Origin of the sequence: Bradyrhizobium sp. STM 3809, from assembly GCF_000239795.1 — a bacterium.
Taxonomy (GTDB): Bacteria; Pseudomonadota; Alphaproteobacteria; order Rhizobiales; family Xanthobacteraceae; genus Bradyrhizobium.
Genome location: NZ_CAFJ01000457.1, coordinates 1 through 13799, shown reverse-complemented (window position 1 = coordinate 13799; position 13799 = coordinate 1). Strand labels below are relative to the sequence as shown.

Annotated in this window: 11 protein-coding genes; 6 read left to right on the top strand and 5 right to left on the bottom strand. The window is 67.2% G+C overall.

The features are described 5' to 3' along the window. Window positions 1-103 precede the first annotated feature (103 nt). A complete protein-coding gene (locus BRAS3809_RS20995; protein WP_008964037.1) occupies window positions 104-883 on the bottom strand; it encodes an ABC transporter ATP-binding protein in 780 nt (259 codons plus the stop codon). A gap of 116 nt (window positions 884-999) precedes the next feature. Between BRAS3809_RS20995 and BRAS3809_RS20990 the strand changes: the two genes are divergently transcribed. The 3 genes from BRAS3809_RS20990 (at window position 1000) to BRAS3809_RS20980 (ending at window position 4321) form a co-directional block, all read left to right on the top strand. Next, window positions 1000-1665: a response regulator transcription factor gene (locus BRAS3809_RS20990; RefSeq protein ID WP_008964036.1), complete on the top strand. Its 666-nt coding sequence runs from the start codon at window positions 1000-1002 to the stop codon at window positions 1663-1665. Further along, window positions 1655-3016 (top strand): sensor histidine kinase, encoded by a 1362-nt coding sequence (locus tag BRAS3809_RS20985; protein ID WP_008964035.1) that lies wholly within the window; start codon window positions 1655-1657, stop codon window positions 3014-3016. The genes BRAS3809_RS20990 and BRAS3809_RS20985 overlap by 11 nt, the downstream gene beginning before the upstream one ends. Before the next feature lie 363 nt (window positions 3017-3379). Next, the gene (locus BRAS3809_RS20980) at window positions 3380-4321 is read left to right on the top strand and encodes an IS110 family RNA-guided transposase (protein WP_008964034.1); all 942 of its coding nucleotides are present in this window, start codon (window positions 3380-3382) and stop codon (window positions 4319-4321) included. Between the two features lie 107 nt (window positions 4322-4428). Here the strand turns inward: BRAS3809_RS20980 and BRAS3809_RS20975 are convergent, their stop codons facing one another. Beyond that, window positions 4429-6759 (bottom strand): xanthine dehydrogenase family protein molybdopterin-binding subunit, encoded by a 2331-nt coding sequence (locus tag BRAS3809_RS20975; RefSeq protein WP_008964033.1) that lies wholly within the window; start codon window positions 6757-6759, stop codon window positions 4429-4431. 185 nt (window positions 6760-6944) lie between these two features. After that, window positions 6945-7820, bottom strand: coding sequence for a dihydrodipicolinate synthase family protein (locus tag BRAS3809_RS20970; protein WP_035657399.1), 876 nt, complete (start codon window positions 7818-7820; stop codon window positions 6945-6947). Between the two features lie 415 nt (window positions 7821-8235). Here BRAS3809_RS20970 and BRAS3809_RS20965 point away from each other — a divergent pair, with 415 nt between their 5' ends. Then, window positions 8236-9357, top strand: coding sequence for a J domain-containing protein (locus BRAS3809_RS20965; RefSeq protein WP_008964031.1), 1122 nt, complete (start codon window positions 8236-8238; stop codon window positions 9355-9357). Between the two features lie 93 nt (window positions 9358-9450). Further along, complete coding sequence (locus BRAS3809_RS20960) at window positions 9451-10587, top strand: GGDEF domain-containing protein (RefSeq protein WP_008964030.1); 1137 nt, start codon at window positions 9451-9453, stop codon at window positions 10585-10587. A gap of 14 nt (window positions 10588-10601) precedes the next feature. On the opposite strand, the gene BRAS3809_RS20955 is transcribed toward BRAS3809_RS20960, so the two are convergent. Together BRAS3809_RS20955 and BRAS3809_RS20950 are read right to left on the bottom strand one after the other, a co-directional pair. Then, window positions 10602-11531, bottom strand: a complete 930-nt coding sequence (locus BRAS3809_RS20955; protein ID WP_008964029.1) for a CobW family GTP-binding protein — start codon at window positions 11529-11531, stop codon at window positions 10602-10604. Beyond that, complete coding sequence (locus BRAS3809_RS20950) at window positions 11528-13021, bottom strand: amidohydrolase family protein (protein ID WP_008964028.1); 1494 nt, start codon at window positions 13019-13021, stop codon at window positions 11528-11530. Before BRAS3809_RS20950 ends, BRAS3809_RS20955 begins: the two co-directional genes overlap by 4 nt. Before the next feature lie 220 nt (window positions 13022-13241). Between BRAS3809_RS20950 and BRAS3809_RS20945 the strand changes: the two genes are divergently transcribed. Continuing rightward, a partial coding sequence (locus tag BRAS3809_RS20945) for a gamma-glutamyltransferase (RefSeq protein ID WP_035657395.1) occupies window positions 13242-13799 on the top strand: 558 nt, incomplete at its 3' end.

The window sequence follows — 13799 nt, the reverse complement described above, 5'->3', positions numbered from 1 at the left end:
CCAGGACAGGCTCGCCTCGACCTTGACGTCGCCGAGGGGCGTCTCCGCGTTGACGATTTCGGGGCGAAGGGTCAGCGTCTCGCTCATGATCTTTCTCCCGTCCTCAGTGATGGCCGAACAGCATGTCGTTGATGCGCCCTTCGAGCGCGACCTGCTCGGGCGAGCCCATCGTGCCCGGCGGCACGCTGTTGAGTTCGGCGCGGACGCGGCCGGGATGCGGCGACAGGAGCAGGATGCGCGAGCCGATCTTGATCGCCTCCTCGATCGAATGCGTCACGAACAGCACGGTGAAGCGGGTGTCCTGCCAGAGCTGCAGCAGCTCGTCCTGCATCTTGCGCCGGGTCAGCGCGTCCAGCGCGGCGAACGGCTCGTCCATCAACAGCACGTCCGGCTCCATCGCCATGCCCCTGGCGATCGCGACGCGCTGCTTCATGCCGCCCGACAGCATGTGCGGATAGCTATCGATGAACTTGGTCAGGCCGACTTTGTCGATATAGGACTTGGCGCGCTCCTGCGCCTCGGCCGCGCCGAGCCGGCCGCTCGCCGTCAGCGCGAACACGACGTTCTCGCGCACCGTCTTCCATGGCAGCAGCTGGTCGAACTCCTGGAACACCATCATGCGATCCGGGCCGGGCTCGGTGACCTCGTGGCCCTTGAGGCGGATGCGGCCCTCGGTCGGCTTCAGATAGCCGCCGATCGCCTTGAGCAGCGTCGACTTGCCGCAGCCGGAGGGTCCGAGCAGCACGAAGCGGTCGGAATCGAACACCTTGAAATCGACCCGGTAGGTCGCCGTGACCAGCGTGTCCGGCGTCTTGTACTGCAGGGTCACGCCCTCGACGGAGAGCAGCGGCTCGAACTGTGACGGTGTCTGATGGACGGTCATGATTCCTCCCCTCTATATTGCAGTGCGAAAATTCGCCTGGTGCACTTCGGCGCCCTTGTTCGAGGTGATAGAGGAGGAGACTGACGCGAACCTGACTCCGAGGCGGACCCAAGACTTTGCGCATCCTGCTGGTGGAAGACACGCCCGAGATCGGCGCCGCCGTGACCAACCGGTTCGAGCGGATCGGCTACGCCGTCGACTGGGAGAAGGACGGCCGCATCGCGAGCGAGCTGATCGAGGTGCAAAATTACGATCTGATCGTGCTGGACGTGATGCTGCCGAACATGGACGGCTTCGCCGTGCTGAAGCACTTGCGCAAGCGCGGCCTGCGCACGCCGGTGCTGGTACTGACGGCACGCTCGGCGGTCGACGACCGCATCGGTGCGCTCGACCTCGGCGCCGACGACTATCTGGTCAAGCCGTTCGACTATCGCGAGCTCGAGGCGCGCGCCCGCGCCCTGCTCCGTCGCGCAGCCGGGCAGTCCGACAACCTGCTGACCCTGGGGCCGCTGGTGATCGACCGCGCCGGCCGCACCGCGAGCGTCGCCGGCCAGCCGCTCGACCTGACGCGGCGCGAGCTCACCGTTCTGGAGATTCTCGCAGGTCGGCCCGGGCGCTACGTCGCCAAGGAGGAACTGGTCGAGCAGCTGTTCAGCTTCGACCAGGACCCGAGCCCGAACGCCGTCGAGCAGTTCATCGCGCGGCTGCGCCGCAAGCTCGCGGCCACGACCGTCGAGATCAGGACCGAGCGCGGCCTCGGCTATCAGCTCCATGCTTCGTGAGATCCGGGCGTCGCTGCGCGCGCGTCTGCTGGTCGCGATCGGCGCGATCCTGGCGATCGGCGCCATCGTGCTCAGCCTCGCCGCCTGGCAATATGCCGCCACGGCGGCGCGCGACGCCTACGACAAGCTGCTCGCCGGCGGCGCGGTGCAGGTGGCCGAGAACATCTACATGCAGGGCGGCGTGGTGACGCTCGACCCGCCGGCGGCGGCGTTCGCGACCTTGTCGGCCTATGACCTCGTGTTCTACCGCGTCACCGACCCGCGCGGCGTCGTCGTCGCCGGCTATGACGATCTCACGATCCAGGCGCCTCAAGGCGCGCTGCGCGAGGGCGTCGTGCTGCGCGACGGCGTCTATCGCGACCAGCCGGTGCGCATCGCCGCGGTGGCGCGGCGGCTCGACGGCGCGCCCGGGGACGGCTGGAGCGAGATCGTGCTGGCGCAGACCCTGCGCGCCCGCGACGGCCTGACATGGGATCTCGCCTCCAAGGCGATCGGCCTGATTGCCGCGATGAGCCTGCTGGCGCTGGTCGCCACCGCGCTGTGCCTGCGGCTGGTGTTCGCGCCGCTGACGCGCATCGAGGCCGAGATCGTCAAGCGCCGGCCTGATGATCTCAGCCCGATCGCGATCACCCCGCCGCGCGAGGTCCGTGCGCTGGTCGGCGCCATCGACGGCTTCATGCAGCGCCTGTCGGAGCGCATCACGCTGATGCAGCGCTTCATCGCCGATGCCACGCACCAGCTGCGCACGCCGCTCGCGGCGATCGACGCGGAGGTGGAGCTGCTGAGCGGCCAGACCAGCGATCCCGCGGCACTCGATAAGCTACGCAGCAGAATTTCCGACCTGGCCCGGCTGACGAGCCAGCTGCTCGATCACGCCATGATCCAGCACCGCGCGCAGGCGCCGCGCTTCGTCGCGACCGACATCAATGCGCTGGCGAAGTCCGTGCTGTCGCAGAGCGTGCCGCTGACGCTCGACCGCGAGGTGTCCGTGAGCTTCGTTGCGTCCGAGGAAGACGCCGTCGTCGCCGCCGACGCCGTCAGCCTGCGCGAGGCGCTCGCCAACCTGATTCACAACGCGCTGGCGCATGGCGCGCGGACGCGACTGATGGTGCGTGTGGAGCGGACAGCGGAGAGTGTCGCGATCGTCGTCTGGGATGACGGGCCGGGAATCGCGGCAGACGCACAGGTGGGACTGCTGGTGCCGTTCCAGAAGGGTGACGGCTCGCATGGATCGGGGCTCGGACTTGCGATCGCCCACGAAGTCGCACAGGCGCATGGTGGTCGCCTCCGATTTGCCGGCAACGTGGGCGATTTCAGCGTCGCGATCGAATTGCCGTTGGACAAACAGTAGCGGCGCCAACGGCGGTGCGCCCCCTCTCCCCGTTCTTCACGGGGAGAGGGTCGGGGTGAGGGGCAGCGGCATCGGCGGTGTGAGTTGTTAGATCACTTCCTACTATATCTTTGATGTAGTTGAAGTGAGAGATCACTGGCTCTCACAATACTTCCCGTGTGGCTGCCCCTTGTATCTGCAAGGCCATGAATTTTGTGGTTCAAGCGACTTAGCGCCGTGGCCGGTGGCCACCGGCCACGGCGCGTGGCGATGTCGCCCGTTACCCCTCCGGCTACAACCGTGGGTGAGCTCTGGGATCTTCGCCATGTCACGCACGACCGAACAGTCGCTTGAGTTCCGATCGCATGGACAAGGCAGGTTACCGTGAAGAAGACGATTTGTGGAGTGGATATCTCGAAGGCCACGCTCGATGCCGGCATTGAGCCTGGGCATCTGTTTGCGAGCTTCGACAACGACGCGGTAGGCATCGCAGCACTCATCGCGTTCTGCGAAGAAAACGGCGTCGAGCTGGTGGTGATGGAAGCCAGCGGCGGCTACGAGAGACGTGTCTTCGCTGAGCTGTGGGCACACGGCATGAGCTGCGCCCTGACTAACCCCCGCAGCGTGCGGCGTTATGCCGAGGCGATGGGTATCTTGGAGAAGACGGATCGGATTGATGCCTTTGTCATCGCCCGGTTCGCCGATGCTAAGAATCTTGCGCCCACGCCACTGCTGAGCCAAGCGCAGCAGCGCCTGAAAGCCCTCGTGGCTAGGCTCCGGCAGGTCACCGACGACCTGACCGTCCAAAAGCAGCGTCGCTCCAGCGCGTTCGGCAACGCGGAGATACAGACCAGCATCGACGAGGTGATTGCCCTGCTGAAACGCCAATCTCGTTTGCTCGAGGGAGAGATCGCATCGATGATCGATGACGACCCCTTGTGGGCGAAGCTCGCCGAGGCCTGGCGCGAAGTGAAGGGTGTCGCGGGAAGAACCGTCGCGCGTCTGCACGCCGAGCTTCCGGAGATCGGGATCCTCTCCAACAAGGCCATCGCAAAGCTTGCCGGTCTGGCCCCGATCGCCGACGACAGTGGGAAGCGAAGAGGCAAACGATCCACCCGCGGCGGCCGCGAAGGCGTCCGTACCATCCTCTTCATCGTGGCGGCCACGGCTGCTCGCTACGACGAAAATCTCCGCAACTTCCGCGACAGGCTGACCAAGGCCGGAGGGGAAAAGATGGTGATCCGGATCGCTCTCGCCCGCAAGCTCCTCGTCATCCTTAACGCAAAAGCTCGCGAGGCGCGCGCGGAATACGCCAATGCAACTTGACAATCCAGATAGTCGCTCACCCCAGCCCTCTCCCCGTGAAGAACGGGGACAGGGAGCGCACCGCCGTTGCGGCACGAGCGCCGCGTCAACGAAGTAGCTCAGCCGCCTCACGCCGCCTTCTTCGCCCTCGCATCCCGGATCGCGGCCCACACCTTCTCCGGCGTGAGCGGTGTCTGCAGGTTGGTGATGCCCAGTTCGAACAGCGCGTCCATGACGCCGTTGGTGACGCAGGGCGGGCCGCCGATGGCGCCGGATTCGCCGCAGCCCTTGGCGCCGAGCGGATTGGTCTTGCACGGCGCGGAATCGTCCAGCGTGACCGCGATCGGCGGCACGTCGTCGGCGCGCGGGATGCAGTAGTCCTGATAGGTCGCGGTCAGCAGCTGGCCGTCGGCATCATAGGCGACGTTCTCGTACAGCGCCTGGCCGATGCCCTGCGCGACGCCGCCATGGATCTGGCCGGCCACCAGCATCGGATTGACGGCAACGCCGACGTCGTCGACCGTGGTGTAGCGCACCACGCGGCTGATGCCGGTCTCCGGATCGATCTCGACCTCGCAGATATGCGTGCCGTTCGGCCAGCTCGGGCCGTCGACCTCGCCCTCGCTGTCGACCGACAGCTTGGCGCCCTGTTCCTTCCCGGCGATCTCGAACAGGCTGATGCGGCGGTCGGTGCCGACGACGGTGAGGACGCCGTCGCGATACTCGATGTCCTCGACGGCGGTCTCCAGCAGGTTCGATGCCTTCTCACGCGCCTTGGTGATGAGATCGTTCGACGACACCGCGACCGCCGTGCCGCCGACGAACAGCGAGCGCGAGCCGACGCTGCCGAAGCCGGTGGCCAGATCCGTGTCGCCCTGCACGACATCGATCTTGTCGAGCGGAATGCCCAGCGTATCGGAGATCATCTGCGTGTAGGTGGTCTGCAATCCCTGCCCCATCGCCATCGTGCCGGAATGCAGGATCACGCGCCCTTCCGACGTCGCGTGCAGCGAGACCTTCTCGGTGTGGGCGCGGCCGCCGGTCCATTCGATGTAGCTGGTCAGGCCGCGGCCGTAGAGCATGCCGCGCTTTTTCGCCTCGCGCTTGCGCGCGTTGAAGCCGTCCCAGTCGGCGAGCTTGGCCGCGCGCTCCAGCATGTGGGCGAAGGCGCCGGAATCATACACCTGGCCGACGGCGTTGGTGTAGGGCAGCTGCGCCGGCTTGATGTAGTTCGCTTTCCGGATGGTGCGCGGATCGATGCCGATCTGCCGCGCAGCCGTATCGAACAGCCGCTCGACGATGAACACCGCCTCGGGACGCCCGGCGCCGCGATAGGCGCCGACCGGCGCCGTATGCGTCATCACGGTCTTGACCTCGAAATGCACCAGCGGCAGGTCGTAGACGCCGGTCTGCACGAACGGGCCGAGCACCAGCGGGATGATGTTGGCTGCACCGGAGGAATAGGCGCCGGTGGCGCCGATCGAGCGCACGCGATAGGCCAGCACCTTGCCCTTGGCATCCAGCGCGAACTCAGCCGTCGAGGTGAGGTCGCGGCCATGCGTGCCGCCGACGAACTCGTCGGTGCGCTCGGCGCGCCAGCGGATCTTCTTGTTCAGCTTGGTCGCGGCATAGGCGACGATGCCGTCCTCCGGATAGAGGTTGGTCTTCTGGCCGAAGCCGCCGCCGATGTCGCCGACCAGCACGCGCACGCTCTCCTTCGGCCGCTTCAGCACGGCGTCGGCGAGCACGTCGCGGGTCGAGGCCGGCGTCTGCGACTGCACGTAGAGCAGCAGCCGGCCGGTCTTCTTCTCGATCTCGGCGATGGTCGAGCGCGGCTCCATCGCCGAGGGCACCAGGCGCTGGCTGTTGATGTCGAGCGACACCCTGTGCGGCGCGCCGGCGAACACCTCCTCGACCTTGGCGGCATCGCCATAGCTCATCGCGGCGACGATGTTGTCGGGCGCCTCGGCCCAGACCACCGGCGCGCCCGGCTCGAGCGCCTTGACCGGATCGGTCACCGCCGGCAGCACCTCGTAATCGACGGCGATGGCTTCCGCCGCTTCCTGGGCGATCGTGCGCGAGGTGGCGACCACGGCGGCCACGGCCTCGCCGGTGAAGCGGACCACCTCATGGGCCAGCAGCCGGCGCGGCGGCACCGTCATCGGCTTGCCGTCGGGCCGCTTGAAGATCGCGAGCGTCGGAATGGTGCCGATGTCGTCGGCGACGAGATCGGCACCGGTGTAGATCGCCTCGACGCCGGCGATCTCGCGGGCTGCGGCGGTGTCGATCGACAGGATCTTGGCATGCGCATGCGGCGAACGCAGGACATGGAGCCACAGCGCGCCGTCGTCCGGCTTGTCGTCGATGAACTGCCCCTTCCCGGTCAGCAGCCGCTGATCCTCCAGCCGCTTGACCGGCTGCCCCGCACCGAACCGCATGTTGTTGGGAAGAATGTTCATTCGTCAGTCCTTGATGAGTTCAATGTAATTGCATGCTTTTTAGCGGATCGCCGTTGCGCTGGCCAAGCCGTGATTGTGCCGGTGCGTCATACCGCATCGTCATGCCCGGGCTTGACCCGGGCATCCACCACCCCGTCCCCTCCTGGCGTGGATCGCCGGGTCAAGCCCGGCCAAGACGGCCTTTTTCACCCCAGGCTCTGCAGCACCTCTTCGACGATCTTGCGCTGCTCCGCCGTCAGGGCCGCCTGCGGCGGGACGGGGTCGCCGACGTCGTAGCCCTGGATCGACAGGCCGGCCTTGATGCAGGCGGCCAGGTTGAAGCGGGCGAACGCCTCGTTGACGCGCCACAGCTTCTTCTGCAGTTCGAGCGCATCGTCCCAGCACGACGCCTTGCAGAGATTATAAAGTTCCACGCTCTGTCGCGGGATGATGCAGGCCGGCCCGGCCATCCAGCCGTGACCGCCGATCAGCATCACCGCCGCGGGGATGTGCGACGACGCCGCGAACACACGCAGGGCATCGCCGCAGCGGTTGATGATCGACAGCAGCCGCCCGGTGTTGGTCGAGGCGTCCTTGATGTAGTTGATCCGCGGATGCTCGGCCAAGCGCGCGATGACATCGAGCGACAGGTCGGAACGCTGGAACTGCGGATTGGTGTAGATCACGACGGGCACGTCGACCGCGTCGGCGATGGCGCGGAAATAAGCCTCGATCCCGGCGTCGCTGACCGGGAAATAGGCTTCGAGGACGGCCAGAATACCGTCAGCCCCGCGTTTTTCGTAGGCCTTGGCCTGGGCCACCGCGTCGGCGATGGCGGTCGAGGCGACGCCGGCGATCACCGGCACGCGGCCCTGCGCGGCCTCGATCGTCGCTTCGACCACCGTCATGCGCTGGCCGCGGTCGAGATAGGCGAACTCGCCGGTCGAGCCGAGCGGTGTCAGCCCATGCACGCCAGCATGGATCAGGTCATCGCACAGCCGGCCCAGCACCGTCGTGCGGATGGCGCCGTCGGCGCCGATGGGCGAGGCGAGATAGGGAAAAACGCCATGAAAATCGGTCATGTGGCCGGTATAGCGGCCCGGCCCGTTGATCGGCAAGCTGGTCGCCCCCTCCTCCCCCGCGCGAGGCACGACCGCCCCGAGACGCGCATCGGCGCAGCCAATCACAAAGGCTCCGACGAGACACGAAGGGTTCCGGTAGCCCGTTAAGCGCGACTTCAAACTTCGTCTTCATCATCGTCCGTCTTCAGGCGGACGCGACGATGAGTTATTACACAATCCCAGATTGTACTAATCGCGACAGGATGACTGATCCAAACACGGCAAAAATGGCTCCGCGCTTCGCCATTTTTAGTCATTTTTCCGCCGAATTAGGCGCCTATTGTGCCAAGCGGTAAGAGTTAGTTCGAGTGCTCCAGCGTAAATTCGCCGTAGGAATTTCGATCGGAGACGAGGAAAGCCTGCAGCGAGTGCGACCATGAAGACGCTTTACGATTTACTCGGAGCTCTTCCGGACGATGACGCTGAGGACATCCGGGCCGCCTTCCGACGTGCGGTCAAGGAAAGCCATCCCGACGTCAATCCCGGCGATCCCGACGCGGCGCTGCGCTTTCGACAGATCATCCGCGCCAACGACATCCTCGGCGACAAGGAACAGCGCACTGCCTATGACCGGCTGCTCGGCGCGGCGCGCGACGAAGAACGGCAGGACTCCAAGATCGCCGTCGCCGCCAAGGTTCACAAGGTCGCTTCCGGCGTGATGGCGCTGGCCGGGGCTTCCGTGGTGGCGATGACCGGATATCTGCTGTTCACGCACATGTCGGCGGCCTCGGTTGCGCCGCTCAAGCCGATCGTGGTTGCGATCAACAAGGTCAAACCGCAAGAGGTCCCCGCCAATCCGATCGAGAGCGTATCCCCCGCGGCGATCACGGTCGGTGAAGCCGCCGCGACCACCGGCGGCGATGCAACGTCCAGTCCGGCGAGTGGCAATTCGCTTAGTGGCAATTCGCTCGGTGGCACTGCCGGTAGCGCCAACGCCGGCCCTGCCAATGCCGGAGAGCCAGCGCCGCTGCGGGCGAGCAAGGTGGACGCGGTCTCTACGGTCGAGCAGGAGCGTCCCGCTTGTGCGCAGGGGACGAATCCCCCATGCGCATCGGACGCATCGCAGCCCGGCGCCACCGCCTTGAGCGAGGCCCGCGCCCTCCACGATCGCGGCATGGCCGCGTTCCAGAAGGGCGATTTCGCCGCCGCGATGGCCGATCTCGACGCGGCGATCCAGCTCGATCCGCGCTATCAGGACGCCTATATCGACCGCGGCATCGTGTTCTATCGCCTGCGCAAGTTCGACCGCGCGTTTGCCGACGTGGCCGCCGCCAAGCGGATCGAGAAGACCAACCGCGCCGTGCTCGACGCGATGGCCAAGCGCCAGCCGCTGCGCCCCTTGAAACTGGAGCCGCCCAGGGCCGATGCGAGGACCGACGCCAAAGCGGACGCGCCCAGGGCAGAGACGCCGAGGGTCGCTGCGGCTGCGCCCCTGCCGGCGCGGCTGTCGACGGCGACACCGACCTACGCCACCAACGATCCCAGCCGGGCTCCCTGAGCGATTGACGAAGATTTAAGGTAATCGCGAAGCTCCGTCGCGCGAATCGAAACTGCCCATCACCTGTTAGGAAAGGTGTCCCATGGTGGTGCCATGGGACATGGGCTGCTGTCGAAATTCATCCATCCGAACCCGGCGATCCGGCGCGAGCTGGTCGATCTGCTGTATACGTCCCTGCCGCAGGTCATGTCGATCAATGCGGCCGCCATCACCGGGTCGGTGACGCTTGCGATCCTGCATCGCGATCCCGGCTACATCGCGATCGCGATCGCGATCATCATCAACGCGGTTGGCCGCGTGGTGAGCCTGTTGCGCTACAAGCAACATGCCGCGCGCCTCACCGACCATGACGTGGTCCTCTGGGAAAAGGTCTATGCGGCCGGCGCCACCGCATTCGGCCTCGCCCTCGGCGCCCTCACCTTCCGCGCGTTCCAGCTCGACGATGCGCCAGGCGCCTGGATCGGGTTCGGCCTGTCGATGTCGTATTGCGTCGGCATGGTCTCGCGGGCCGCCATCCGGCCATGGGTCGTGCTGACGGCGACCGCGGTGCTGTTCACGCCGACGCTGATCGCCGGCCTGATGCGCCCGGAACTGCCCTATCAGCTCGGTGCCGCGATGCTGGTGCTGTTCTGGTTCTCGATCCGCGAGGCATCGCGCCATCTCAGCACCGCCTTCATCGAGCGGCTCGAGGCCAAGCATGCGCTGGCGCGCCAGGCCAGCCACGACTTCCTGACCGGCCTGCCGAACCGCGCGGCGTTTCTCGCCGCTCTCGAAGGCGCGGTCGGCAGCACCGCGATCATCGCCATCGACCTCGACGGCTTCAAGCCGGTCAACGACCGTCACGGCCATCATGCCGGTGACGACCTGCTTCGCCAGGTCGCCACGCGGCTCTCGAGCTGCGTCGGAGCAGACGGGCTCGCCGCACGGTTCGGCGGCGACGAGTTCATGCTGCTGAAGCCGGTCGCGAGCGGCGCGCAGGCGCGCGACGAAGCGTTGCGGCTGGCGCGCGACGCCGTCCGCGCGCTGTCGATGCCGTTCCTGCTGTCGGACATTCCCGTCATCATCGGCGCCAGCGCCGGCCTGCTCGTCAACGACCGTCCGCTCACGGACGATGCGGTGGACGAGTTGCTGCGCCAGGTCGACAGCGCGCTCTACGCCGCCAAGCGTGCCGGCGGCGGCGGCTGCACCTGGGTCGACGCCGACAGCGGCGCCTTGCGCCAGGCGGTCTGAGCCGCGCGCCGGTCTCAGGAGACGATCACACCGCCCAGCAGCGCGTCGATCTCGCCGGCATCGAGCTCGCCCTCGCGGCCGATCAGCACCAGTTGCGCCGTCAGCCCGTCGGCGGGCGGCACCGGCGACGGCGCCAGAGTGCCGCGTGTCGCCACCGACTGGAACAGGATCGGCTGCGCGGGATGCTCGGTGAACAGCAGCACGCCCTTGATGCGCAGCGTCCGCGGCGCGAGCCTGCCGATCACCTGCTGGAAGCGCGCCAGCGACAGCGGCGCCTGCGAGCTCCAGGTCACGGTCGCGAAGGGCTCGGACATGACCGGCATCTGACGCGGCGCTGCGCGCGGCGCGCTGACGTCGCGGCTGAACAGCAGGTCCGGGGCGACGACGCCGCGCGCGGTCTCGAAGATCGACGCGGGCGGTTTGAAGCGGCCGACGACGGCGCGCGCCGCGTCGAGCGCGGCGCGATCGAGCAGATCGGCCTTGGTCAAGAGCACGAAGTCGGCGGCGCGCAATTGCGAGCGCCACAAGGCCTCCTCCGCCACCGCGGGATCGTCGCGCAGCCGCTGCGGATCGACCAGCGTCACCACTGTCTCCAGCGGCGCGACCTTGAAGATCACGGGGTCCATCAGGTTGCGGATGATCTCGGCGGGATCGGAAATGCCGGAGGTCTCGATCGCGATCGCATCCGGCGCGGGGTCGCGCTTGATCACCGACGACAGCGTGCGCAGCAGGTCGCCCTGCAGCGAGCAGCAGATGCAGCCGTTCTTCAGGCTGATCACGCCTTCGGTGACGGAGCCGAGCAGTTGCGCGTCGATGTCGACCGCGCCGAAATCATTGACGACAGCGGCGATGCGCCGTCCGTCGGGATGAGCGAGCAGGTGATTGAGCAAGGTCGTCTTGCCGGCGCCGAGCGCGCCGGCGACGAGCAGGACGGGAACGATCATGACAGCACGGGCCGGCGCACGGCCCGCCCGGGCCTTGCGTCGCGGATCAGCGCGCCGTCGGCGATCACCGCTTGGCCGTTGACGAGCAGATGTCTCACACCGTCCGACGGCCGGTTCATGTTGAGGAAGTCGGCACGGTCGCGCAGCGTGGCGAGATCGAGCACGGCGATGTCGGCGTCGCATCCCGCCTGCAGCCGGCCTTTGCGGCGCAGCGCCGGTGTCGACGGCTCCAGAATTTGCGCCGGGATCAGCGTGCACTTGGCGAGCCCGTCCAGCAGCGACACCGTCTTGCGCTCGATCACCCATTCGCGCAGGAATTTCGTGAAGGTCGCCGACGAGCGCGGATGCGACACGGCGTCGTCCGGAAGCGGCCAGGCCTCGCCGGTGTAGTCGGTGCCGTTCGACAGGATCCACGGCATCGCATCGGAGGCGATCGCGCCGCCCGGAAACAGCACGGAGACGTCGAGCAGATCGCGATGGCGCTGGTTGGCCGCGACATCGAGGAAATGGATCAGCACTAGCGCGCCGGGATCCTCCTCCTGCCGCTTGAGGAGCTCGTCGCGGCTGCCGAGGCGATGGCGCTCGGCCACCATCTCGATCGCGTCATAGCCGGTGCCCATGCGCTGGCAGAAGGCGGGATCGGCGAAGAAGCCGGCGCCGACCACGGTGGATCCGGTGCCGTAGGGGTACGCTTCCGTCGTGACCTTGAGGCCCTGCCTCTGCGCGGTCTGCACCAGTTCGGCGCAGCGTTCGACGTCCTGCAGGCTGGTGCTGTTGAAATGGCAGATGTGCATATGCGCGCCGGTCGAGCCGGCGAGCCCGATCAGCCTCGTATAGGCGTCGACCGAGCTGCGCGGATCGACGTTCGACATGTAGGCGATGTGCGTGTAGGTCGGCACGTCGTGGCTGGCGGCGAGGCTGCACAGCTCCGACAACTCCTTCATGCCGGTGCCCGGCGCATAGGCGTTCGGGAAGGCGATGCCGAGGCCGCCCTGCTCCAGGCCCTGCCGCGTGCGCTCGACGATCTCGGCGGTCTCGGCCGGGGTCGCGACCTCCTCGACCCAGCGCCTGTCGCGCGTCGCCTCGCCCATGCCGGCGATGGTGGAGGCGGTCTGCTGCGTCGTCATCGTCGCGATGCGCGCGAACACCCAGCCGGCCGCGGCGCCGTAGTTGAGCGTGCGGCCGATCGCCTCCTGCTCATCATACCAGCGCGCCACCGGCATCACGCCGATCTCGAGTTCGAGCGTCGTGGTGACGCCGTCGAATGCCTGCATGCGGTCGGCCGGCAGCGACTGGCCATGGGCGTGCAGATCGATGAAGCCGGGCACGACGGCGAGGCCGGCCGCGTCGATCACCTTGTCCGCGGCGCCGGCAACGTCGCCCACGGCGGCGATCGCGCCATCCTTAATGGCGACATCCGCCGTCGCGTCGAGCCTGGTTTCCGGGTCGAGCACGCGACCGCCGCGAATGATCAGATCGTATTGGGACATGCCGTCAGCAGGCTCGCATCGTGGAACTGGTTCCAGGCCTAGCACAGCTGCGCCTCGGTGAGAACGAGGCGGGCCGGATCGATGCCCTCCGTTCCGCGCATGGCGGACACTTATCAGTTCGTTCGTCCTGTGATCCCCTTTTCTCGCCGCACCGGATCGGTCAGGATCGGCCAAGCGTGCGGCGTTGGCCGGGGCGCCCAGTTCGGACCGGAGATCCTGCATGACGTCTAATCGCGCGCGGCGCATCGCCGATTTCAGTTGCGAGAAGCAGCCGGCCTCCGGCTCGCGGGGCATGGTGGTGACCAACCATCCGCTCGCATCGAGCGCCGGCGCCGAGATGCTCATGCGCGACGGCAACGCGATCGACGCCGCCGTCGCGGCGCTGTTCGCGCTGACGGTGGTCGAGCCGATGATGGTCGGCATTCTCGGCGGGGGTCTGTCGCATATCCGCCTGGCCGACGGCCGCCACATCGTGCTCGACGGCTTGAGCACCGCGCCGCTGCGCGCCACGCCCGGCATGTATGATCCCGTCTCGGACGAGATCGCATTGGCGCGCGAGACGCGCGGCCGTCGCAACGTCGTCGGTGCGCTCGCCGTCGCCGTGCCCGGCGCGCTGAAAGGCTGGTGCGAGGCTCTGGAGCGCTTTGGCCGGCTGCCGTTGGCCGAGGTGATCGCTCCGGCGATCCGGCTCGCCGAGCACGGCTTCATCGCCAGCCCCTATCTCAACGATTGCGTGCGGCTGGTCGCGGGAGATCTCGCGCGTGATCCCAATCTCGCT

Bases quoted from the DNA above. Each gene is read 5' to 3' on its own strand.
- BRAS3809_RS20995 (WP_008964037.1), bottom strand. From the start codon at position 883: ATGACCGTCCATCAGACACCGTCACAGTTCGAGCCGCTGCTCTCCGTC.
- BRAS3809_RS20985 (WP_008964035.1), top strand. From the start codon at position 1,655: ATGCTTCGTGAGATCCGGGCGTCGCTGCGCGCGCGTCTGCTGGTCGCG.
- BRAS3809_RS20975 (WP_008964033.1), bottom strand. From the start codon at position 6,759: ATGAACATTCTTCCCAACAACATGCGGTTCGGTGCGGGGCAGCCGGTC.
- BRAS3809_RS20970 (WP_035657399.1), bottom strand. From the start codon at position 7,820: ATGACCGATTTTCATGGCGTTTTTCCCTATCTCGCCTCGCCCATCGGC.
- BRAS3809_RS20965 (WP_008964031.1), top strand. From the start codon at position 8,236: ATGAAGACGCTTTACGATTTACTCGGAGCTCTTCCGGACGATGACGCT.
- BRAS3809_RS20960 (WP_008964030.1), top strand. From the start codon at position 9,451: ATGGGACATGGGCTGCTGTCGAAATTCATCCATCCGAACCCGGCGATC.
- BRAS3809_RS20955 (WP_008964029.1), bottom strand. From the start codon at position 11,531: ATGATCGTTCCCGTCCTGCTCGTCGCCGGCGCGCTCGGCGCCGGCAAG.
- BRAS3809_RS20950 (WP_008964028.1), bottom strand. From the start codon at position 13,021: ATGTCCCAATACGATCTGATCATTCGCGGCGGTCGCGTGCTCGACCCG.